Origin of the sequence: Pseudomonas sp. PDM30 (assembly GCF_019218985.1) — a bacterium.
GTDB lineage: Bacteria > Pseudomonadota > Gammaproteobacteria > Pseudomonadales > Pseudomonadaceae > Aquipseudomonas > Aquipseudomonas jessenii.
Genome location: NZ_JAHUWM010000005.1, coordinates 247,935 through 271,173, shown reverse-complemented (window position 1 = coordinate 271,173; position 23,239 = coordinate 247,935). Strand labels below are relative to the sequence as shown.

The 23,239-nt window shown below is 58.9% G+C and carries 17 protein-coding genes and 4 pseudogenes; 6 read left to right on the top strand and 15 right to left on the bottom strand.

The genetic code is table 11. The features are described from left to right. Positions 1-354 precede the first annotated feature (354 nt). Positions 355-453: pseudogene (locus tag KW840_RS28505) on the bottom strand (LysR family transcriptional regulator); the annotation flags it as partial. On the opposite strand from KW840_RS28505, the pseudogene KW840_RS14685 reads away from it, so the two are divergent. Then, positions 444-782, top strand: a pseudogene (locus KW840_RS14685) (sensor histidine kinase); the annotation flags it as partial. The pseudogenes KW840_RS28505 and KW840_RS14685 overlap by 10 nt on opposite strands. Positions 783-873: 91 nt before the next feature. On the opposite strand, the gene KW840_RS14680 reads toward KW840_RS14685, so the two are convergent. Then, on the bottom strand, positions 874-1,791 hold the full coding sequence (locus tag KW840_RS14680; protein ID WP_218495899.1) for a LysR family transcriptional regulator: 918 nt from the start codon (positions 1,789-1,791) through the stop codon (positions 874-876). An 82-nt stretch (positions 1,792-1,873) separates the two neighbouring features. On the opposite strand from KW840_RS14680, the gene KW840_RS14675 reads away from it, so the two are divergent. Beyond that, on the top strand, positions 1,874-3,664 hold the full coding sequence (locus KW840_RS14675; RefSeq protein WP_218495898.1) for an acyl-CoA dehydrogenase C-terminal domain-containing protein: 1,791 nt from the start codon (positions 1,874-1,876) through the stop codon (positions 3,662-3,664). A gap of 66 nt (positions 3,665-3,730) precedes the next feature. Here KW840_RS14675 and KW840_RS14670 read toward each other — a convergent pair whose 3' ends face one another. The 3 genes from KW840_RS14670 to KW840_RS14660 all read right to left on the bottom strand — a co-directional run bounded on the left by KW840_RS14670 (position 3,731) and on the right by KW840_RS14660 (position 7,739). After that, complete coding sequence (locus KW840_RS14670; protein ID WP_057714881.1) at positions 3,731-4,996, bottom strand: nitrate/nitrite transporter; 1,266 nt, start codon at positions 4,994-4,996, stop codon at positions 3,731-3,733. A 51-nt stretch (positions 4,997-5,047) separates the two neighbouring features. Continuing rightward, the gene (locus KW840_RS14665; RefSeq protein ID WP_218495897.1) at positions 5,048-6,118 is read right to left on the bottom strand and encodes a sugar phosphate isomerase/epimerase; all 1,071 of its coding nucleotides are present in this window, start codon (positions 6,116-6,118) and stop codon (positions 5,048-5,050) included. 112 nt (positions 6,119-6,230) lie between these two features. Beyond that, positions 6,231-7,739 carry a PLP-dependent aminotransferase family protein gene (locus tag KW840_RS14660; RefSeq protein WP_057714879.1) on the bottom strand — a complete coding sequence of 503 codons (1,509 nt, stop codon included), beginning with the start codon at positions 7,737-7,739 and terminating at the stop codon, positions 6,231-6,233. A gap of 267 nt (positions 7,740-8,006) precedes the next feature. On the opposite strand from KW840_RS14660, the gene KW840_RS14655 reads away from it, so the two are divergent. Then, positions 8,007-10,130, top strand: a complete 2,124-nt coding sequence (locus KW840_RS14655) for a TonB-dependent siderophore receptor (RefSeq protein ID WP_057714878.1) — start codon at positions 8,007-8,009, stop codon at positions 10,128-10,130. 113 nt (positions 10,131-10,243) lie between these two features. Here KW840_RS14655 and KW840_RS14650 read toward each other — a convergent pair whose 3' ends face one another. The 9 genes and pseudogenes from KW840_RS14650 to KW840_RS14615 all read right to left on the bottom strand — a co-directional run bounded on the left by KW840_RS14650 (position 10,244) and on the right by KW840_RS14615 (position 16,883). Next, a complete protein-coding gene (locus KW840_RS14650; RefSeq protein ID WP_057714877.1) occupies positions 10,244-10,696 on the bottom strand; it encodes a thiol-disulfide oxidoreductase DCC family protein in 453 nt (150 codons plus the stop codon). A gap of 111 nt (positions 10,697-10,807) precedes the next feature. Then, positions 10,808-11,014 carry a co-regulatory protein PtrA N-terminal domain-containing protein gene (locus KW840_RS14645; protein ID WP_057714876.1) on the bottom strand — a complete coding sequence of 69 codons (207 nt, stop codon included), beginning with the start codon at positions 11,012-11,014 and terminating at the stop codon, positions 10,808-10,810. A 72-nt stretch (positions 11,015-11,086) separates the two neighbouring features. Beyond that, positions 11,087-11,740: a hypothetical protein gene (locus KW840_RS14640; protein ID WP_057714875.1), complete on the bottom strand. Its 654-nt coding sequence runs from the start codon at positions 11,738-11,740 to the stop codon at positions 11,087-11,089. 277 nt (positions 11,741-12,017) lie between these two features. Beyond that, positions 12,018-12,296 carry a DUF2790 domain-containing protein gene (locus tag KW840_RS14635; RefSeq protein ID WP_057714874.1) on the bottom strand — a complete coding sequence of 93 codons (279 nt, stop codon included), beginning with the start codon at positions 12,294-12,296 and terminating at the stop codon, positions 12,018-12,020. 312 nt (positions 12,297-12,608) lie between these two features. Next, positions 12,609-12,944 (bottom strand): hypothetical protein, encoded by a 336-nt coding sequence (locus KW840_RS14630; RefSeq protein ID WP_218495896.1) that lies wholly within the window; start codon positions 12,942-12,944, stop codon positions 12,609-12,611. Between the two features lie 169 nt (positions 12,945-13,113). Beyond that, positions 13,114-14,088: pseudogene (locus KW840_RS29020) on the bottom strand (methyl-accepting chemotaxis protein); the annotation flags it as partial. Positions 14,089-14,370: 282 nt separating this feature from the next. Next, a pseudogene (locus KW840_RS29015) lies at positions 14,371-14,679 on the bottom strand (PAS domain-containing protein); the annotation flags it as partial. 215 nt (positions 14,680-14,894) lie between these two features. Beyond that, positions 14,895-15,431 carry an AAA family ATPase gene (locus KW840_RS14620; RefSeq protein WP_090455142.1) on the bottom strand — a complete coding sequence of 179 codons (537 nt, stop codon included), beginning with the start codon at positions 15,429-15,431 and terminating at the stop codon, positions 14,895-14,897. A gap of 114 nt (positions 15,432-15,545) precedes the next feature. Further along, positions 15,546-16,883 (bottom strand): MFS transporter, encoded by a 1,338-nt coding sequence (locus KW840_RS14615; RefSeq protein ID WP_218495894.1) that lies wholly within the window; start codon positions 16,881-16,883, stop codon positions 15,546-15,548. A 228-nt stretch (positions 16,884-17,111) separates the two neighbouring features. Between KW840_RS14615 and KW840_RS14610 the strand changes: the two genes are divergently transcribed. Next, positions 17,112-17,678, top strand: coding sequence for a nucleotidyltransferase family protein (locus tag KW840_RS14610; protein ID WP_057716607.1), 567 nt, complete (start codon positions 17,112-17,114; stop codon positions 17,676-17,678). A 79-nt stretch (positions 17,679-17,757) separates the two neighbouring features. Here KW840_RS14610 and KW840_RS14605 read toward each other — a convergent pair whose 3' ends face one another. After that, entirely contained in the window at positions 17,758-18,783 is a 1,026-nt protein-coding gene (locus KW840_RS14605) for an AraC family transcriptional regulator (protein WP_218495893.1), read from the bottom strand. Between the two features lie 223 nt (positions 18,784-19,006). On the opposite strand from KW840_RS14605, the gene KW840_RS14600 reads away from it, so the two are divergent. Both KW840_RS14600 and KW840_RS14595 read left to right on the top strand, forming a co-directional pair. Then, entirely contained in the window at positions 19,007-20,677 is a 1,671-nt protein-coding gene (locus KW840_RS14600; RefSeq protein WP_218495885.1) for a GMC family oxidoreductase, read from the top strand. Next, entirely contained in the window at positions 20,664-23,102 is a 2,439-nt protein-coding gene (locus KW840_RS14595; RefSeq protein WP_218495884.1) for an alpha/beta hydrolase fold domain-containing protein, read from the top strand. The genes KW840_RS14600 and KW840_RS14595 overlap by 14 nt, the downstream gene beginning before the upstream one ends. Positions 23,103-23,239 lie beyond the last annotated feature (137 nt).

Here is a 23,239-nt window from a genome sequence, read left to right as displayed (position 1 = left end):
TCCTCGGAGCGTGGCAATAGATGAGCAACGAGCCACGGCTCCTGGCCCGGCTGGCGAAACGTTTGATTTCGAGCCGGGATGGGAACGATGCAAATTTCCCGCCGAAAGTGACAGGAGGTGACTAATGGCTCTACGCCACGCCCCCCCTTGTCCGCGGGCTTCAAACTGGCGTATGGGCAGCCAGGATGAATACCCCGATGACGGGGAATATCCCCCAATAAAGGGTGCGATTGTGCGGGGTGTCTGGGCAGGAGAAGTGGCTGTTTTCTGAAGGTATCGATGACCGGCTGCTTTCATTCGTCCCGACTTCATCGGTGCCCGCTGTTGGCAGAAGTGACTGCGAGCCCAAGCCGCTCAGTCGTGCAGGCCTGCCATTTCATCCAGGTGGTCAATGTGCCTGAAACGCTCAACCAAGAAATCGATCAGGCTGCGCACGCGGGCGGATAGGTGTAACCAGAGTCGACCCCGCTGCGATCGATATTGCCTTGAACAACCTGGTGACCAATGCGGCGAATTTCTCTCCCCGGCACGGAGTGATCACCGTCAGGCTCGTAGAAAAGGAAAATAGCTACGAACTGACTGTCGAAGATGAGGGGCCGGGCATCAATGAGCAGGATCGTGAACGGCTTTTCGAGCGTTTCTACAGCAGCGGAAATCATCAGGGTGCAGGGTTGGGGCTGACTATCGTCAAGGCCATTGCCGATCGCTTTGGCGGGCAGATCAAACTGGAGAATCGCAGCCCTGGAGGGTTACGCGCTACGTTAGAAATTCGTCGCTCTTGACGTTGTTCCTGGTGTTGTCTGGCGCAACCGAAAAATCACTTCGGCAAACCCCAGGCGTTGGCTCTGGCAAGGCGTTATACCGGGCGTCCGTTCAGGCCGGCCGCACCGCCAGGATTTGCTCGATCAGCCACGCCAGCGCCGGCTCATGTTGGCGTTGCGCCAGATACACCAGTTCGAGGTGGAACGAGCCGACGTCGAATGGCAGTTCGAACACCTGTAGCGGTAGCAACTGTGCGAATTGATTGGCCAATTGAGTCGGCAGGACGACGCTCAAGTCCGAATGGGCGACCAGGTGCGCCGCCTGCAGGTAGTTGGGCGTGGTGTAGACGATTTTACGCGACAGGCCTTGCTTGCCCAGCCATTGGTCGATCATGCCGCGCGACTGGCCGCCACTCACCCAGAGATGGCGCAGCCCCAGAAAGTCATCCAGTGTGAGTGTGTCGTGTGCCAGCGGATGCTGCTTGCGCACGGCCAGCCGCAGGGTTTCGCTGTGCCAGGCCCGGCGGGTGAAACGCGCCGGCACTTCTTCGAAGCGTCCCAGAACCATGTCCAGTTCACCCCGATCCAGCAGCTCGGCAGGAAGGCTGGGGGCCAGGTGAGCAACGTCGATACGCAGGTTTGGCGCCAGCTCTCCCAGGCGTGCCAGCAAGGGCGGCATGCACAGCTGCTCGACAAAGTCGGTCAGGGCGATGCGCACCTGCTGCTGGCTCAGGCGTGGGTCGAAGGTTTCCCCGGCATTGAGTGTCTGTTCGATCTGTTGCAAGGCCGCGCGAATCGGCCCTTCAAGCGCCAGCGCCCGGGAGGTGGGTTGCATGTGACGGCCAACCCGCACCAGCAAGGGGTCGTCGAACAATGAACGCAGGCGGGCGAGGGCATTGCTGACCGTGGGCTGGCTGAGGGCCAGGCGCTCGGCCGCTCGCGACACGTTCTGTTCGCGCAGCAGCATATCGAGGACGCGGAGCAAATTCAGATCGAAGCTTTTTAAATTCAAATTACAAATACCAGGCATATGAAAATGAAATTTCAAAAATAGTAGGCGCCTGCTTAGGGTGGCGGCAATCTTTTCCACTGCGCCAACCCATGAGGCCGACATGAATTATCAAGCTCCCCTGCGCGACATGCGTTTTGTGCTGCACGAACTGTTCGATGTCAGCGGCCATTGCGCGCGGTTGAACAATGGGCTGGACCGGGAAACCATCGACGGCGTCCTCGAAGAAGCCGCCCGCTTCGCCGCCGAAGTGGTCGCGCCGCTGAACCGCAACAGTGACGAGCAGGGCTGTCAGTTGATCGACGGCCACGTCACAACGCCCCAGGGATTTCGCGACGCCTACCGGCAGTACGTTGATAACGGCTGGGCGAGCATGACCGGACCGCTGGAGTTCGCCGGCCAGGGTTTCCCGCAGCTGATTTCGGCCAGCTTTCACGAAATGCTGATGGCCGCCTCGTTGTCGTTTCGCATTTATTCCGGCCTCACCGAAGGCGCGGTGCTGGCTCTGCATCGCCATGGCAGCGAGGCGCTCAAACAGGCTTACCTGGAGAAAATGGTCAGCGGTGAATGGTCCGGTACCATGTGCCTCACCGAGCCCCAGGCCGGTACCGACCTTGCCCTGCTGCGAACCCGTGCCCAACCTCAAGCCGACGGCAGCTATCAGGTCAGCGGCAGCAAGATTTTCATCAGTGGTGGCGAGCAGGACCTGACCGCCAACATCGTTCATTTGGTCCTTGCCCGTTTGCCGGATGCACCGGCCGGGGTGAAGGGCATCAGCCTGATCCTGGTTCCCAAGTTCATTGCCGCTGCCGATGGAACTCCTGGGCCGCGCAATTCGCTGAGCTGTGGCGCACTGGAACACAAGATGGGCATCAAGGGCGCGTCCACCTGCGTGATGAACTTCGACGGCGCACAAGGCTGGTTGATCGGTGAAGCGAATCAGGGGCTGGCCTGTATGTTCACCATGATGAACGATGCACGCTTCCAGGTTGGCTTGCAGGGACTGGGCATCGCCGAGGCCGCCTTCCAGGGTGGCCTCGCTTATGCCCGTGAGCGCCTGCAATCGCGGGCCATCAGCGGCCCGGTGGCGCCGGACAAGAGCGCCGACCCGATCATCGTGCACCCCGATGTTCGGCGCATGCTGCTGACGCAAAAAACCTTGAGCGAAGGCTGCCGCTTGCTCGCGGCCTACACCGCCCTGCAACTGGATCTGGAACACGGCGACCCGCAACCCGAGGCTCGCCAGAAGGCGAGTCGTCGGGCAGCGCTGCTGATTCCGATCGTCAAGGCCTTCTTTACCGACGTCGGCCAGGAAGTCGCCAGCCTGGGTGTTCAGTTGTACGGCGGCCACGGTTACATCCGCGAGTGGGGTATGGAGCAGTTGATGCGTGACAGCCGCATCACTCAGCTATACGAAGGTACCAACGGTATCCAGGCGTTGGATCTGCTGCGGCGCAAGGTGCTGGGCGACGGCGCAACGGAACTGGGCGCCTTGATCGATGAGCTGGCCGTGCATGTCGACGCGGCCGGCTCGCAAGCAGCGCTGAGGCAAATGGCCGAGGTAATGCAGCAGCGTCTCGCCGAGTGGCGTGAACTGGGTACCGAGGTGGTCGAGGCGTGTCGGCGTGATGTGCAGGAAATCGGCGCCATGTCGGTGGACTTCCTGGCGTACAGCGCTTACGTGCTGGTGGGCGGACTGTGGTTGCAGGCGGCTGTGCGTGCCCAAGCGGCACTGGATGCTGGTACCGACGAACCCGGGTTCTATCGGGCCAAGCTGCAAGCGGCGGATTTTTACTGGCGCCGGGTGCTGCCCCGTGCCAGTGGCCACCGCGAAAGCCTGCGGGGCGGAGCCCATTGTCTGATGGCCATGGACGAGGCCGATTTCGCCTTTTGATGGCAGCGCAGCGCGGCGGTAACCGAGAGACTCCGGTTATCGCCGCGCTGCATGCACCGTCTATATTCAGGCTTGCGCAGCGCTGACTTTGCCAGTGATCGTGGCGTTTTTGCGGACCGCTTGATACAGCAGGCTGGACACCATGAACCCGACAATGGCCAATACGCTCATCAACGAGAACACGTAGTTGTAGCCCTGCTGACCCGGGAAGTGATCAAGGATGGCGCCATAGATGACGTAGGCGAACATGCCCGGCGCATAGCCGATCAGGCAACCGATTCCGAAGGCTGAACCGGTGATGTGCTGGGGAATGCCGACTTCACCCATGGGTGCCCAGAACACGCCGCGCATGGAAAAGACAATCAGCGCGAAGGAGAGGGTGGCCGCCATGCCTGCGTAGATGAAATCCGGGCTTTTCGGGATGAGCATGATGACACCCATCAGCGGCAACAACGCCAGGAATGCCCACTTCAGATAGCGGCTGGAACTCTTGAACTGTTTGTCGGCAATGAAGCCACCGGCAGGGCCGCCCAGGATCTTGAGGAAGTACTGGTTGATGATGCCGTAGGCGCCCACGAGGGCCACGGGCAGCTCGTACATTTCCTTGAGGTAGGGAATGAAATAGGTCAGGCCGCAGTACACGATGTAGACCATGAACACGTTGAGGCTGACCAGCCAGATGCCCGGCACCTTGATGGCCTCGAACAGGTTCGACAACCCGTTCTTCGGCTTGACGGTCGACTGGGTTTTGCCGCTCTTGAGCAGCAGCCAGGTCAGGGTACCGGCAAGAATGTCGATGACCGAGTAGAACAGGATCGCCGATTTCAGACCGTTTTCACCGGAGCCCATGGCGACGAAGACGCCCAGCGCAGAGAAGGCGACCAGGGTATCGATGACGCCACGCCCGCCTTCGAGCAGGCCGAACAGGCGACCCTGTTCCTTATCGTCGCCAAGGTTGCGGATGGCTTTGAGCAGCGAAGGCCAAAAGAGGCAGTCGGCACACACGGCCAGCAGGCAGAACACCACCAGCAGATTGCTGAAGGGCGGGAAGGTCGCCAGGTAAAGCCCGAGGCCGCCGGTACCGATCAAGCCAAGGGGGATCAGCTTGCGCGTGTCGTACCGGTCGGCAAGCATGCCGCCCACCACGAACAGCGCGGTGGCGATGATGGCGTTGGCGCTCAGCAGCACGCCGATTTCAGTGTGGGACAGCCCCATGAATTCTTGCATGGGGATGTAGAAGGCGTCTTTGAGATTCGCCAGCTTGTAGATGGTGCCACCACCGAGGATGAGAATCAGGAATCTGAGCCATTTGGCCTTGTCTTGGGATGTCATTATTGTTCTCCAGGCGTTATTGGGTAGGCAGTGCCGGTCGGCACGTCAGGTTCAGGCGTTAGCGCAATGGGCCAGGGTCAACTCGGCCAGGGTGCGGAACTCGGCCAGCAGACCTCGTACGTAGGCGACCTGGTTGTTTGCCCAACGGTGCTCATCGGCCAGCATTCGCTCCAGCGAGAAGCCTTCCGGCAGCGCTGTTTCACTCATTTCCCGGTACGCAATGAACGGGTCGGCGGCTTCGTCGAGCTGGCGGAACGCCGGGGCGACGTAGTGGTTTTCCTGCTCCAGGATGAAGGCGATCACTTGCGGGGATGATTCGCCGAGCATCAGCAATTCGAACAACATGCGTGCGTTGGGCAGGTCGTCTTCGTCACAGCCTTGCAGCACACCGTAATGCCCGAAGCCGTTTTGTTCAGGCACGATGCGCACACCCTTGAGGTGGGTCTGGCGTATGTGCGGCGCCAGGGTGCGCAGTGCCGCCAGGGGCTGCTCGCAGGCATTGATCATGTTGCCGAAGTCGAACAGCGCGTGCAGGCGAGGGTGGTTCAGCCGGTTCAGCAGTTGCGCGATTTCGGCGCTTTTGAGTTCTTCATGCTGTTCGAAGTCGAAGAACAGGTCGTGCTCGTCTGCCTGTTGCGCGAGGTAGTGCAGGTCTGACTCGATCACGTCCATGACCCGGGACAACGCCCCTTCGTAGCGTGAGTAGACACGGATGTTGCGGGTGCCCAGCGTCTTGGCAATGGCGATCACTTGATCGACATCTTTTTTCAGCGTGCTGCTGATTTCCAGATGCACATCCAGCCCCAGCGCATTGGCCTTGGCAGCGAACGCCAGAAGCTGCGCGGTTGTCATTTGACTGAGGCTGTTTTCCTCACCGTCGAGCAGGTGCAGGCTCAGGCCCTGCAGTTCGTGGCGATAGGCAAAATCCAGCAGGTCGCCAGGGGTGACACGGCCGTGGGTCAGGTTGGTCAGCAAGGGGTACGCATGGGCAAACAGGCGCAACTGTGCCAGTCGGTCGAGCAACCGGCGGGCCAGTGCCTCAGTCAGTACGGGGGGAGTTCCGGCCTCGACAGCCTTATGGCTGAGCAAGGCGTTGAATCGTTCCTGGATCTTATTGTTCATTCGAGTCGTTCCTGGTTCAGACACCGGGTCTACCGGCGCAGCCTTTATCGCGCCAGTCAGGAACTCTCGATAGATCCATTATCAGTTAAATCATAAGACCACTTGCCTTGGGTCAAGTGGCCGGTTGCAGGTAGCCCATTTTGTCCAAGGCCTGGGCCAGTGCTTCGACGCGCGCCTGGGCCTGGTCCTCGGGGGTGCTGGCAAAACCGATCAACAGCGCCGGTGGCAAGACATGTTCGACGCAGTAGTCACTCAGGGGATAGGTATGAATGTCATGCTGGCCGAGTTCCCTGGCCAGGGCGTCGTCATCGAGATGCGCGGGTAACCAGGCGATCAGGTGCATGCCGGCTTCCACTGGCGTGATCCTGAAGAAAGAGCCCAGTCGTTTCTGCAGTTGTTCGACCAGTGCCTGCTGGCGAGCCTGGTACAGGGCGCGCATTCGACGAATATGGCCGAGAAAGTGGCCTTCGCGCATGAAGTCCGCCGTGGCGGCCTGTAGCAGCGTGGGCGGGCTGCGATCCATGACCGCCCGCAGAGTGCAGAAGGGTTCGATCAAGGCGTTCGGCAGTATCACGTAACCCAGTCGCAGCGAGGGGAAGAGCACTTTGCTGAAGGTTCCGGCGTAGATGACCCGGGCCCATTGGTCCATGGCATAGAGTGCCGGCAGGGGGCGACCGTTGTAGCGAAATTCACTGTCGCAGTCGTCCTCGATGATCCAGCTTTGATTCTGGGCGGCCCAGTCGATGAGTTCCTGGCGTCGCCCATAACTCATGGTGACGCCCAAGGGATGCTGACGGGAAGGTGTGGTAAACACCAGGCGGGCGTCAGGACACAAAGCCAGGCCTTGCCGGACATCGATCCCCTGTTCGTCGATACGCAACGGCACGACCTGACCACCTTGGGCCTGGAGCGCAATTCGCGCCGCGATATGCCCCGGATCTTCCATCCAGAAACTGTCCTGCGGATTGAGCAACAGCATGCCCAGCAGGTTGAAGGCTTGCTGGGCGCCGGACACGATGACCACCTGATCGGCAGTGCAATCGATGCCACGGGCATCGAAGACGTACTCGGCAATCGCCTCGCGCAGGGCCAGCAATCCCTGCAGTTCGCCATAACCGAGCATGGCCTTGGTCGGCTTGTGCAGGTGGCGGTTCAACAGCCGCTTCCAGACCGATTGCGGGAATGCATCGTAGGCGCTGTGGCTGGGCAGGAACGAGGTCGGGCTCCCGGTCGCCCAGTCCGCATAGGAAACGCCGCGAAAATGATCGCTGCGCAATGACAGCATGGACTGGCTCAGGTCGGACAGGCGCGGAGGCTGGCGCTTGTGTTCATCGTCTTCAATACCGCGGCTTTCCCATTCATGGCCGACATAAGTCCCGGCCCCGGTCCTCGACGTCAGAAAACCTTCGGCAATCAGTTGATCGAACGCATTGAGAATGCTGATTCGCGACAGCTGCAGTTCCTTGCTCAGGGTCCGGGTGGAGGGCAGGCGCACGCCTCCCTGAATCCTGCCACTGAGGATCTGTTTGCGAATCTGCAAGTAGAGTTGGCGGTACAAGGGGATGGAACTGGCACGGTCCAGCTCGATACCCGACAACAGCAAACCTGCGGAGGATTTCATTTTTGGTTCGTCTGGATGAAGTGTGGTTTGACCTGAATTGCCGTCAGGCACCCGGGGGCGAAAGGGTATCGAGGGGGGCTGGATAAGTCATCCACCACAGCGTCAGCGTCTCAATAATATGGCTGCCGAGTACGGCATTGCACTAACGCTTCTGTCGACCGCCCATGAAATTGAGACGATCGTTCTGAGTTGCATATAGGAATGATATGTATTTACTTACAAAAGATAATCGTTATTATTCGCGCGATAATTCAAACAAAGGTGTCCATGGTGGCTCGATCGCGCATTTACCCAGCCTCTCTGTCGTTGCTGGGTGTTCTGGTTGTACCTGAATTACAGGCAGAAACGGAGTCTGCTCTAACCCTACCGGCAACCGCTGTGAACAGTGAGTACAGCGAGCAGAGCTACATGTCGACCGAGAGCAGGAGCGCGCTGAAGATCGACGCCCCTCTACGAGATATCCCGCAAACCGTCAATGTGATTCCCCAAAGCGTCATCAAGGATCAGGGGGCGCGGTCGATGGAGGACGTGCTGAAGAACGTCCCTGGTATCGGCCTGTCCAATGGTGACGGTCAGCGCGATCAGGTTACCATCCGTGGTTTCAGTGCCATTGGCGACATGTATGTCGACGGCATTCGCGACGATGCGCTGTACTTCCGGGATCTGTCCAACGTCGAGCGGGTGGAAGTGATCAAGGGGCCGGCTGCGGTGCTCTATGGCCGAGGCTCTTCGGGGGGGCTGATCAACAGCATCAGCAAGACACCCAACTTCGCACCCAAGCAGGAGGTCGGCGTCAGTGTCGACAGCGAGGGCGAAAAACGCACTCAGTTCGATGCCGGTTGGGCCGATCAGCAGCAAGGCAATAAAGCCTTTCGTGTGACAGGCGCGCTGGAGAACAGTGACACCTACCGGGATGACGGCTACATCGACCGCAAGGCCATCGCGCCTTCGGCCTACTTCAAGCTCTCGGATGATCTGGAACTGGACCTGGGTGCTACCTATCTGTATGACAAGCGCCTGATTGACTTCGGCATCCCGGCACGAGGCGACCGCCCGGTCGATGTGGACCGCGACAAGCGCTTCGGTGCCGCCGACCCGGATGATGACTACACCCGTAGCGAAGTGTTCTCGTTCACGGCGGGTGTCGACTACCGGATCAACGACGATTTCAGCCTGAGCAATACCAGTCGTTACTACCACTACGACCTGGATCGCAACAACACACTCGCTGACTCCAGCCCGACACGTTTCGTCACTGCTCCCAATGGTGAACTGCTGGTAAAACTCAACCGCGGCAACGTGCAGCGCAAGGAGGACGGGTGGTTCAACCAGACCGAACTCAAGCAGCGCGCCGTGCTTGCCGGGATGAACCATAACCTGCTCTATGGTGTGGAGTTGGGGCGCCAGGTGAAGGACCAGTCCGTATTCAGCCAATCCAATGTGGCCCGGGTGCCGGTGTACCGCGATGCCTTGGTCGACGTGCCGTTCCAGGCCAACCGGCAAACCGCCAAGGGTACCAACACCCAGGACACCGCCGGCTTCTACGTACAGGACCTGATCGAACTGGCGCCACAGTGGAAGGCACTGCTGGGTGTGCGTTACGACGTGTTCGACCAGGAGTACGCCGATGACCTGACGCACAGCGAGCTGTCCCGCACCGATACGACCTGGAGTCCGCGAGTCGGTCTGGTCTACCAGCCTGATCAAGTGCAGTCCTATTACGTCTCGGTGAGCCGCTCCTACCAACCCTCCGCCGAGATGTTCGCCCTGAGCACGACGAACCAGGATCTTGAACCAGAGGAAACCACCAACTTCGAGATCGGCGGCAAGTGGGACCTGCTCGACAATCGCCTGGCGTTGACCGCGGCGCTGTTCCGTCTGGAACGCACCAATATGAAAACCAGCGATCCGGCGAACCCGACCAAACTGGTGCTTGCGGGTGAGCAGCGCACCGACGGTCTTGAGCTGACCGCCAGCGGGCAGTTGAGTGACAAATGGCAGGTCTATGCCGGTTACGCCTTTCTGGATGCCGAAATCACCAAGTCCAACAGCTTTACCAACGGGGTCGCCAACGAAGGGCAGGTGCCCACCCTGACGCCGCGCCACAGCGCCAACCTGTGGTTGGTGCGTTCACTGACGCAAACCTGGCGTGTGGGCATGGGGGCCAACTATGTCGATGATCGCTATACCGCGCTGGATAACAATGTGGTCATGCCGGCTTACACAACCGTGGACGCCGCGCTGCTGTACAACGAGCCGAAATGGGACATGGCCCTGCGTCTGCGCAACGTTTTCGACAAGGACTATTACGCTTCGGCGCATGGCTCAGTGGATCTGATCACACCCGGTGCCCCACGGACGCTGGAGCTGAGCACCAACTATCGCTTCTGAGTACAGACCTGAAGAACGGGCGCCCGGCATTGTCGGGCGTTTGTTTGAGGGGATTGTCTCCTGAAGCGATAGCCGGTTCCTCAGGGCGATCCGGTTAATGCGCATGAGGGCGTTCACAGGGGGGCTTTCAAAAAGCGCTGTTCATGATCAGGGTCCGGCAACAGGCATGTGTCGTATTTCCCGAAGAGCCGATAACGATTAAGCGCAATGCGGTCGTATGCCCAATCCAGAAGCGTGCGAGGAAAAATGCGCAACAGAAGCACGGGGTGCCAGCGTGCGGGCAACTGGGCAATGACTTCGAAATATGCTTGCGAACGCTCCCAGTAGTGTCGGTCGCGGATCACCGCCATGGTGTGGAACTGATCCAGGGGCAAACCTGCCCATGCGAGCAGAGCCTGCCCCTCGGGTGACTGAACCGCCGCCAACCGCACGCGCCGCTGGCGGTCATGGCGAATCAAGAATCTCACCCAGCCATTGCATAGCTTGCAGACACCGTCGAACAAAACAACCGTCTCTCCCGGTTTGAGCAACGGCGCGGGTGAGGGGCGGGTTTGCGAGACTGGCATAGGCGTGGGTCCAAGGGATCTCGGTTAAACCGGCGCTAGCAACACCTTGGGTACTGCTAGCGAGGCTTGAGGCTGCACATTTCTGTCAGCCGGGAGGACAGGCTACATCGATCAGCTGTTGGTGTGATTGGCAGCCTTGGCTTTGCTTTCAGCGACAGCGGCTTCAGCCTTCTGTTTCTGTGCAACCTGGAAGGCCTCCATCGAGACTTTCCGGGCCGACTCCATGCGATTGAACGTCTTGTCACCACCACCTGTGGCCATCGCCAGAGAAGAAGCGGTCAGAGCGGCGATTACGAAAAGGGCTTTCATGGATTTCATTTGGGTATCCTCAAGTGACATTTTACGAACTGCTAAAAATGGGTTTTTTGGCTAAAGCTGAACTTCCTTGTCTCACCATCCAGCCAGGGCGGCGTTTCCTGGTGACCAGGTGCCTTGGTCCCTACGTGCTTCGGTGTCTCTGCTTTTTGCCCAGGTGGTGAGCAGTACCATCGCTCCGAAACCACCGACGATGAGTACCGGATAGGCTGCCAGCAACTCCACCAGCGAATACTTCCAGGCCAGCGGACGACCAACACCCAGCATGGCGGCATAGAACCACGACACGCCAGAGAGGGCGCCGGAGAACAGCGCCAGCATGCGCAAGCTGAAGGAGAGTTTGAGTAACGAACCGGCTTTTTTCAGCGCCGGCAATACCGCGCTATGCAACAGGAAACCGTTAAAGGTCAACAGCACAACTATGCCGATTTTGGCTTGCAATTTTGGATTGAGGAAATATTCCATCCCCTTGCCGGCATAATCGATCCCGACAATACCAATGCCCGTAATCCAAAGCGCTACAAGTGCAAGCACTACGGTTTTTTGAAGGCTTTCCATGTGCGCGTCATCGTGGTGGCCTGACGCATCTCCCTTCAGGAGTTGCTTGACCATTGCAATGTCGCTGGTCAATACCAGCCCGATTGCTACGCAGCAGGCGATAAGATGAAAATATACAACGCCTAAACGCACATATTCCACGGTGGACGAAGAGAACATACTAAGTTCCATGGTGACCTCTTGGTTTCAATAGTGAATCAACTTGGCTCTATGCACGGCTTGATTGGAATTTACCGTTGCTGACTGCCATTTAGATCCAGCAATTGTTATCAATTAATCTTGCGACATTAAGCCACCAAGATAAAAGTGAGTTTCTCGAATGAACGTTTAGTCATTCGATCATGTCCATTTTCAGGTAACAAAAAACCTCAATCGCACTGAGTGCCTGGGAGGTTTAACTTCCGCTTCTGGGGGGGCGGTGAGGCCCGGAATCCGATCGACGAGCGGATCAGGCAATGCTGGTGGGGTTGGCAGGGCTTGCACCCCATTCGAGGAAACGGATCTTGTGAAGCTCACCCTGGCTGTCCAGGTAGACCACAGTCACTGGTACTACGCCGGTCTTGTCGGATGTATCGGTGCGCTGCAGTACCTGTTTCACATCGATGTCCATACCGTAGTGATAATCGACGGCTGAAACATGCGCGCCGGGTTCTTGCAGGTTGTTCTGGTCAAAGACACTGGGTGCGAGACTGGAAATCACGGCACTGACAATTGTGGCCATGCTCATAAGGCTATACCTCCACTGAAGTTCGCTTGACGGGGACCTAATGTGACACGTTGAGTAAGTGAAGTTCACCTTGCCGCGACGAACGCGCCTGCCTGAAAAGCCTGTAGTGGCTGCAAACTCCCGGCAATTCCCCACGCTTGACGCCTTTCGACCATTCGTCCTTTTAACCCCGTATTTGTTGACCAAAGTCCGTTTTTGAATGATGTCATAACATGTCATGATGGATTTTCATGCAGGGTGAATCAGTGATTTGTTGCCTGATGCCAAAGGCAAAAAAGCCCGCTCAATGGCGGGCTTCGTAATCGGTTTTTCCTATAGTGCGTCGCCAAAACCCTTACGGAATTCGTCTTCAAGCTTCTGACAAGTTTCTACGATTATGCTTTTCCCGACTGCAGGGCCGGAGTAGCTGTTTACTTCCTGGCGGCATAGTTCGACGGCATCTCGGGCCTGCATCATTTCCTTGTCTTGCGACCTGTTACTGACAGCAGAGCCGAAAGCCAGGTACAAGGTGATGGCGATAATGGCTCCGATGAGGACCTTGCTGACAGGGCCCATTCTCTTTACTGACGGTAGTGGCCGCCCAGGCGGGATTTGTATTTTCTGCCTGAGGTCGGATTGGCAGTGCTTGCATAGAATGGCTTCAGCCATGATGACTTCCGCGCAATATGGGCAACTCATTTTTCCAGCCTCCACAGATGAAACTCCTTTTTCAAAACAGGATTCTATCATTGGGACTGGGGGCGTTGAGGGACGCGTCGCTGTTTTCCACTGAGGCTGCCTGTTGTCCGGATGCGAGATGGTCAACAGGCACTAAAGGCTATCGGCTGAAACGTTCGGCCAGGCTGTGCAGATAATCGGCCATGACTTCCAGATCCTGGCTGATCGCGGCGCCTTGCTTGGCCTGCCCGGCACTGTGGTCGCACAGTTGGGCAATACGGGTGATCTGCTGATTGATATCTTCAGCCACGTGACTTTGTTCTTCAGACGCCGAGGCCATCTGCTGGCTCATGCCGGTTATCCGGGTGACGGCCTGGCTGATGCCGACCAACGCCGACTGCACCGCCTCGACACTTTGCATGCTTTCGCGGGAAATCTGCTCGCCACGATTGGCCGTTGATACGGCGCGATCGGCACCGGCATACAGTGAAGCGATGATGCCGTGGATCTGTTCGGTGGAGGTGCGGGTGCGTTGTGCAAGGGAGCGCACCTCGTCGGCAACCACGGCAAAACCGCGACCTTGCTCACCTGCCCGGGCCGCCTCGATGGCCGCATTGAGCGCCAGCAGGTTGGTCTGTTCGGCAATGGAGGTGATGACATCCACGACACTGCCGATCGATTGCGTTTCGCTCGCCAATGCATCGACCGCCTGGCCAATCTCGTTGACCGCCTCATGCATGGTTTTCATGGCGCTCAGGCTTTGCCGGGCCAACTCACTACCGTCACGGGTCAACTGGTCAGCCTCCGACGCGGCATGTGCGGTGCTGATGACGTTCTGCGTGACTTCCTGAATGGTGGCGGCCATCTGTGAAATGGCCGCTGCAGACTGATCGGTTTCACTGCGCTGACGATCAAGCGACTGCGCCTGGGAACCTGAGAGCTCGGATGATTGCGCCGCCTTGGCCTTGACATTGACCCCGGCATCGACGAGCCGGCTCAGGGCTGTCTGCAGGCGCGCTTCCTCACTGACCATAGCCATGTCCAGTTGCCCCTGGGGGCCGTGGTTATCGCTGTAGGTGAGGGCGACCAACGGATCGGAAAAGGCTTTCGGATGCTCGGCCAGGGTACGCTCGATGGCCTTGCGATTTCGGGACTCGATCAGGTACCAGGCAACGCCAAGGCTCGTGATCAGGACCCCTTGTGCCGCGGTTGTCGATAGCCAATGACTACCCAGCAGTGAAACCCCGCCAGCCATCAATAATGGCCACCCCTGTCGCAGTGGCCGGAAAATCCGCGCGCTGCGCGCAACGATCGGCTTGCCGGCCCGCATCCTGGAATAGAGCGCTGATGCCCGGCGGACCTGGTCGCGGCTGGGTACCGAGCGGACCGACTCGTAGCCACTCATGCGTCCGTTTTCATAGATGGGCGTGACGTAGGCACTGACCCAATAGAAATCACCATTCTTCGAGCGGTTTTTCACAATACCCATCCAGGGTTTGCCTTGCTTGATGGTGTGCCACATATGCACGAATACCCCGGGTGGCATATCGGGGTGTCGAACCAGGTTATGGGTCTGACCCACCAGTTCGTCGTAGGTGAAACCGCTGATGGCAACAAAGGCGTCGTTGCAGTAAGTGATTCGGCTATCCAGATCGGTCGTGGAGATCAATCGCTGTTCGGTGGGGAAAACTCTTTCATGCTCGGTTACGGGTAAATTCACACGCATACAATGCGACCCCTCGGATTATTATTATGTTGAGCATATAAATCAGAAATGCGCCCAGGCATTGCGCCAGCCGGGCAAGGCGTCAGATCGGGGGATTCAACGCGCGGGCCCGAAGAGAAATTTATGGACGGGGGAGGCTATCGACCATTCATTCGACGACAATTTCTTGTCATTTCATGACAAATCGGCGATATCAATGTGAAATCATGCGCCCTCTATACAGGGCAGGTGCCTGGCATTGCGGGCAAGCCATGGAGAAAGGCGGCAATCTGCTGGCTATTGCACAAATGCACCACAGGAATCCGCGGGCCTGTGGTCAGGCGCACCGCCTCGATACCGGGGCGATAACCCTGATCGAAATTCCACACAAAGTTCAGAAAGGTCAGGAACGCCCGGTCGAGCTTCTCTGGGCAACCGGCTGCAAGGTCAGGGCGAGGGCGCTTGCTGACGCTGCGCATGATCACTCGGGCGAAGCAGGTCAGTCGCGGCGTATCGAGCCAGATGATCAGGTCGGCCCGGGGCAGGCGAAGGTCAAAGGTGCGCCGGGCATAGTTGCCTTCACAAATCCAGGTATCCGCTGCGATCGCGGCGCTGACCCGCGCGCGGAATTGCTCCGCGTCGGGTTCTATCCAGCCGGGCTCCCAGAACAAGGTATCGAGGTGCACCACGGGCAGGCCCAGACGCTTGCCAAGGGCGCGGGCGAGGGTGGATTTGCCGCTACCGGCATTGCCTAGAATTACAATCCGTTGCATGAGTGACGTCCTGTCGCGAAAAAAGCCGGCAATTGTGCAGGGTTTTGACGGCCAGTCAACGGCCGCTTAGGGAAACCTCGCTCACGTGACGCCTGGCCGGCTCGTTTCGTGTTTTCAGGCGGATGCGCCCACGCCCTCGGCTTTCTCCTGCGCCGCAACATCATGCAGGGAAATCCTTGAAGTCTCCGGTAATGCCAGCCCGCCCGCCAATGCGAGCAATGCAATCGCAATCAGATAGAACGCTGGCGACAGGTTGCTGCCGGTGGTGCTGATCAGCCACGTTGCGACCAGCGGCGCGGTGCCGCCGAAAAGGGTGTACGCCATGTTGTAGGTGATCGCCGAGGCGGTGTACCGAGTGCGGGTAGGGAAGGTTTCCGAGAGCAAGGCTGCGGTTACCACGCCACACAACACCGCGCCAATCGCCAGGAGCATGACGCCGACGATGGACGCGGCGAACGAGCCGGAGCTGGCCATCAGGAACGATGGATACACGACCAGGATCAACAGCGCGCATGCGGTCATCACCGTGACTCGACGCCCGACCCGGTCCGAATACAGCCCGGCCAGCGGGCAGATCGCCGCAGCGAACAGCAATGCAATCAGTGACACCAGCAACGCTGTTGCGCGACTCAGGCCTCCGGCGACTTGCAGGTAGGTCGCGAAGTAGGTGGTGAACATATAAAACGAAAGTGCCGTGAGTGACACAAAAGCGCCCAGGCAACAGATCGCCGCACCATGGTTGCGCAAGGTTTCCTTGAGTGGAGAATGTGCGACAGCATGTTCCTGAGTCACCGCCTGGAATGCCGGTGTCTCATCGAGCTTCCAGCGCAGGTAAAGACCCACCAGGCCCAAGGGCGCGGCAATCAGGAACGGCAGGCGCCAACCCCAGCTCCCCATTGCTTCGGCCGACAATGACGCCTCGAGCGCGTAGGCCACCACGGCGGCTGCGGCGAAGGCGGAAAATGTCGACACCGGAATGAAGCTGCCGTACCAGGCGCGCTTATCACTCGGCGCATGTTCCATCAGGTAGGCACAGGCACCTGCGTATTCTCCGCCGGCGGAAAAGCCTTGGGCGCAACGGATCAGGGACAGAAGAATCGGCGCCATGACCCCGATTGCCGCATAAGTGGGCAGCAGGCCGATCAAGGTCGTGGCACCGGCCATCAGCAGGATGGTCATCGCAAGGGTGCGCTTGCGGCCGATCCTGTCGCCCAGCATGCCGAAGAAAATCCCTCCAAGGGGCCGAAACGCAAAGGCCACGGCGAATACCGCAAAGGTCTTGAGCAGCGCGGCACTGGCATCGCCGCTGGGGAAGAATTGCTGGGCGATGGTCGTGGCCAAAAAGCCATACACCGCAAAGTCGAACCACTCGACGAAATTGCCGATGCCGGCAGCCACAATCACTCTTCTCAGTGTTTGTGGGCTGACTTGTTCCGTAGTTGCGTTCGTCATGCTTGACCTCGACAGTTCGTCAGTAAGCTATCGATTATCGTGGCAGGCACTGAGGTGGTTCACTTCAAAAGTGTCACCCACATAGTCAGTACCGACTTCAGGCCATTGCATCAGGCATGATTCGCGCCAGATTGGCCGAGGGAGAGAAAAGGGCGACTTTTTTGCAAATTTGAACAGCGTTGAGGGTATTGTCGGTCGCCGGGATTAGATCAATCAGAAGGGATGAAGATGACATTGACTGTCGAAAGCCTGGTCAGGATCGCAATGACCAATCCGGTAAACGCAGAGATTTCCGCTCGTTTGCCGGAGCTCGGTTTGAACCAGTGCATGCTAACGGCCGGCTGCCTGTTCCAGGCCGTCTGGAATCAACAGGCACAGCGACCGCCAGAGTGGGGCGTGAAGGATTACGACGTCTTTTACTTCGATGATGACCTGTCATGGGAAGCTGAGAATGAGGTCATCGAATCAGGTCAGCGTCTGTTCCAGGACCTCGACGTGAACATTGAGATCAAGAATCAGGCCCGTGTCCACCTGTGGTACCGCCAGCGCTTTGGCGGGGATTATCCAAGGCTTCAGTCGGCTAAAGACGGGATAGATCGCTACCTGATTGCCGGCACCTGCATTGGTCTGGATATCGAAACGGGTGAGGTCTATGCGCCCAACGGCCTGGCCGACACCGAGCACGGGCTACTTCGAATCAACCCGAAGAATCTCAAGCCAGAGCTGTTCGATCAGAAGGCGAGAAGTTATCAGGCTCGCTGGCCCTGGCTCAGGATCGTGGAACAGCAACGTTGAATCGAGGGGAGCCGATTGCTGCCGGTCGCATCGGGCTGCAAACGCCCCCTTAACGGACATTCGATACCGAGTGCGTCATCTAGCACACGCCGCTGCTGCTTTTTCGCAGCGAGAAATGACTCGGTGCTACCCCATACCAGCGCTTGAATGCCTGGGAAAAACTCGACAGGTCACTGAACCCCAGTCGCTCGGCAATCTCGGTGAGACTCAGGCGTTCGTCGTTGAGCATTTCGATGGCACTGCGGCTTCGGGCCTCGGCCAGCAAGGCACGGAAGGTGGTGCCTTCGTCGTGCAGGCGGCGCTTGAGGGTGCGAGTGCTGACGTGGATCAGGCGGGCCATGGCGCAAAGGTCCGGTGGCGTCGCGTCGGTATTGGTCAGGTAGTGCTGGACCAGCGCCGTCATGCCGGAACGGGCGATTCGCCGTTGCATCAACTGTGTGCACATCTGCTCGCACATGCTCACTGTGACGGCGTTGGCTTGCGGCAAGGGGCGCACAAGGAATGAACGATCAAAGGCCAGGCTGTTGCTGCTGGCTGCGTAGACAGGCGCCAGCCCCAATAAACGGTCGTTATCGCACTCGTGAGCAGGATCGGCACGCAACGTGAAGCGCGACAGCGAAAAGTCATCGCCCCCCAGTTCCTTGAGCAACAGCGCCCCCGCTGCCATGTCCCGGGTCAATAGAAAATCCCGCAGGTCGGGTGCCAGCCCGGGCGTGGCGAAAGTCAGCACACCTTCACTGCCTTGCTCTTCATAGGTCACCACGGTGAATGCGTAGGTCAGCGGCAAAAAGCTCAGTGCCAGGGCTAGTGCATCCCCGGTGGTCGCGCTGCTGATCAGGCCGTAACCAAACAGGCCATAGGTCGAGAAGTGATAGCGCGCACCGATTTCGAAGCCAAGCCCCGGAGGATGACCGAGCAACTGCAACAGATTGCCGGTCACCCGCAGTTCCTGATCGGCAGTCAGCTCCAGATTCGGGTCGGCCAGTTGCGCTGCCGTCAGCCCCGAGCCGGCCAGTATCGCGCCGGCAGCCAAGCCTTTTTCGACGCCGAACTCCACCAGCAGCAAGGCGCTGGCCGGGCCACGCAGAAAATCCCGAAAGCTCATGCCCATGTCCCTGTGGCGAAAAGGTTGGCCCGAATAATAAAGCAATTGTCCCATTCCAGCATTCGGTTCTTTATCAATGGCGGTCACCATCCTTTGCGCACGGTTCGTCGTTTAACCATCAATAAAAGGCCGTTGCGGCACCTGGCGAAAACCAGGAGGCGCAGTTGTGTGTTTTCGGGTAACCCCGCAAATCTCGCACTGCCTTGCACAAGGGAGAACAACAATGAAAAAGACCTTCGATTACATCGTAGTGGGCGGCGGTTCCGGTGGTTGTGTGGTTGCCGGTCGGCTGAGCGAAGATCCGGACGTCAGTGTTTGTTTGCTGGAGGCCGGTGGTGGCGGGCAGTCCAGCCTGGTCAATATCCCCGCAGCGATGGTGGCAATGGTACCGACTTCGGTGAATAACTGGGCCTTCGACACCGTCCCGCAAATGGGGCTGGAAGGGCGCAAGGGCTACCAGCCACGGGGTAAGGCACTGGGTGGTTCCTCTGCGATCAACGCCATGATCTACGTGCGGGGTCATCAATGGGACTACGACCATTGGGCCGCCCTGGGCAATACCGGTTGGGGGTTCAAGGATGTCTTGCCGTACTTCCGACGCAGCGAGCACAACGAGCGCATCGGCAACGACTTGCACGGGCGGGGTGGGCCGTTGTGGGTCAGCGATTTGCGTTCGGACAATCCATTCCAGCAACGTTTTCTGGAGGCGGCCCGCGAGACCAGTTTACCGCTCAACGACGACTTCAACGGTGAGGAACAGGAAGGCGTTGGCATCTATCAAGTCACGCAAAAGCACGGTGAACGCTGCAGCGCGGCGCGGGCGTATCTGTTGCCGTATGTGGACGTGCGCAACAACCTGACCGTCGAAACCCGGGCCCAGGTGCAACGCATTTTATTTGAAGGCACTCGCGCCGTGGCTGTCGAGGTGCTGCAAAACGGTCAGGTTCTCACCCTGCGTGCCAAGCGGGAAGTCATCCTCGCCGCCGGGGCCTTCCAGACCCCGCAACTGTTGATGTTGTCGGGCGTGGGGCCCAAAGAGGAACTGCAACGCCGTGGCATCCCGCTCTTGCAGGACCTGCCTGGTGTTGGGCAGAACCTGCAAGACCATCCGGATTTCGTTTTCGTCTACAAGACCTCAAGCCTGGATGCCATGGGCGTTTCAGTTGCGGGCAGCACCAGAATGCTCAAGGAAGCCGGCCGTTTTCGCCGGGAACGTCGAGGCATGCTGACCTCGAATTTTGCCGAGGGCGGAGCGTTTCTCAAAACGCGCGAAGGGTTGGATAAACCGGATATTCAATTGCATTTTGTCGTGGCTCCGGTGGAGGACCATGCGCGCAAGTTGCGTCTGGGTCATGGGTTGTCGTGCCACGTTTGCCTGTTGCGTCCGCGCAGCCGCGGAACCGTATCTCTGGCCAGCAAAGACCCGCAAGCGGCACCGCTGATTGATCCGGCGTTTCTTCAGGACCCGCAGGACCTTGAAGATATGGTCGCGGCATTCAAACTGACACGCCGTTTGATGCAGGCACCGGCGCTGGCCAACTGGATCACCCGCGACCTGTACACCGACGGGGTCGAGACCGACGAGCAGATCCGCACCGTACTGCGCCGTCGTACCGACAGTGTTTATCACCCGGTGGGCACTTGCCGCATGGGCGATGACCCACTGGCCGTGGTCGACGCGCAACTTCGTGTACACGGTCTGCAAGGGCTGCGAATCGTTGACGCATCGGTGATGCCTACCCTGATCGGCGGCAACACCAACGCACCGACCATCATGATCGCCGAGAAAGCCGTTGACCTTATCCGCGGTATTGGGCGGGTGTGTTCGTCCGCCCGGACTGAAACGACAGCCACCACTGAAAACAACAATGAGGCATCTTATGTCGTTGCATGAAGTTGGAACCGGCAGTCAGTCGGCAACAGCCTTGAGCGCCATCATCATCGGCAGCGGTTTTGCCGGTATCGGCATGGCCGTTGCCTTGCAAAAGGCCGGTGTGAAGGACTTTGTGATCCTGGAGAAGAAACAGGACGTCGGCGGTGTCTGGCGGGACAACAGTTACCCCGGCGCCGCGTGCGACGTACCTTCGCACCTGTATTCATTTTCGTTCGAGCCGAACCCGGACTGGAGCAGGGTGTTCGCGCCCCAGGCCGAGATTCATGCCTATCTGCGGCATTGCGCTGACAAGTACGGTCTGGACAAGCACATTCGTTTCGGCGCCGAAGTGGTGTCCGCCGAGTTTGATGAACGCACGTCGCTGTGGCACGTGACCCAGCAGGATGGCAGCGTCCTGAGTGCATCGCTGTTGATCAGTGGCACCGGTCAGTTGAGTCGCCCGGCGTTCCCGAAGCTGGCCGGTATGGAAACCTTCAAGGGGCACGTGTTCCACTCGGCGACCTGGGACCACAGCTATTCGCTGGCAGGCAAACGCGTGGCGGTGGTCGGCACCGGTGCTTCGGCCATTCAGTTCGTACCGGCGATTGCCGGGACTGTCGGGCACATGAAGGTGTTCCAGCGCTCGCCGGCGTACCTGATGCCTCGACCGGATCGGGCTTATTCCAAGCGGGTAAAATCATTGCTGCGCAACGTGCCCTGGATGATGACCGCTTACCGTGCCTCGATATACATGCGCTACGAGTCCCGGGCGCTGGCGTTCACCCGATTCAAGGGCTTGATGAAGTGGGCAGTGGGAATTCCGTTCCGTCGACTGTTGTCCGAGCAAGTGCCGGACCCGGTACTGCGCAACAAACTGACCCCGGATTATCCATACGGCTGCAAGCGTATCCTGCTGTCGAGCGAATACCTCCAGACCATGAGCCGGTCCAACGTGGAGTTGGTGACCGACGGCATTGAGCGAGTCACTGAAAGCGGCATTGAAACCGTTGACGGCCAGCGGCATGAAGTCGATGCGATCATCTACGGCACCGGGTTCGCGGCTACCGAGTTTCTGTCGCCGATGCGTATCGTCGGGCGAAATGGCGTGGACCTTAACCATGCCTGGCGCGATGGCACCCGCGCGTATCTGGGGCTGACGGTTGCGCAATTCCCCAATTTCTTCATGTTGTATGGGCCGAACACCAACCTGGGCCACAACTCGATTGTCTACATGCTGGAAAGTCAGATCGCCCACGTCATGCGCTGTTGGCGCACGATGAAGGGTAACGGCGCCAACACTGTGGAAGTCGACCCCAGCGTGTATGACCGCTTTCATGGGCAGGTCCAGCAACGCCTGGTCAACACGGTGTGGAACGGCTGCAAGAGCTGGTATGTGGATGACGCTGGCAACAACAGCACCAACTGGCCGGGGTTCACCTTGAGCTATCGCTGGCTGACGCGGTTTTCCGGGTTGCATGCATACCGCTTCACACGCGAGTTTGAAGGCGGCGCGACCGTAGGCGAATCCCGCGACTGGCCAGAAACATTGAGCGCCGGATTCCTGAGGGTTTTTCTTCGCACCACGTTCCGCTCGCTGATCGGGCCGGGGTTGGCTGCGCCAGCGCAGAGAAAGGTCGTGAGCCTATTGTCCAGGTTGATGCCAGGCACTGGCGGCGTGATTCGTTATCGTCAGCAGGCCAACGGCGTTCCCGTGCAAGTGGTCGCACCGCAGCAGGGTGAAAACGGCGGGGTCATTCTGTACCTGCATGGCGGGGCGTTCTGCCTAGGCTCGCCGGATACACATTGGAGCATCACCGGCCGCTTGGCCAAGGCTTCGGGGATGTCGGTGTGGGTAGCTGATTATCGCCTGGCGCCAGAGCATCCTTGCCCGGCGGCATTGGACGATGCGCTGGCCTGCTATCAGGCGCTACGGGCTCAGGGGTATGCCGCTGACCGAATCTTCCTGGCCGGCGATTCGGCGGGCGCCGCGCTGGTATTGGCTCTGGCGCTCAAGCTGCGTGATCTTCACCCGCATTTTGCCGCCGGCATGCTTCTGATGTCGCCAGTGACTGACGACAGCCTGAGCGGTGCTTCCATGACCTCGCGGGTAGAACAGGATCCGATGATCCGTCGCGGCTGGCTGGAGCAAGGGCTGGGCTGGTATGCCGGTACGCAGGTGATGGGCTATCCGCTTGAGGTGGACCTGCAAGGGCTGCCGCCGATGTTGATCCAGGTCGGTGACCATGAGCTGTTATTGTCTGACGCCACCCGATTGGCCGAGCATGCGCTTGACTGCGGGGTGAATTGCCGCCTGGAGGTGTATGCCGCACGCTGGCACGTGTTCCAGTTGCAAGCCTTCTACCTGCGTTCGGCGGCCAAGGCGTTGAAGACCCTCGGCGCATTTGCCCGGGAGCAACTGGCACGCACGAAGCCTGAAATGACGTAAAACCAAAAACACAAAAGCCCGCCATCCTCTTGAGGGTGGCGGGCTTTTCGGCGTTTTAATGGGCGTTCTTACTCGCCGGTCTGTAACGGCACAATTGGGCCAATGCCTTAAGCTGATATCATTCAAGACCTGACATA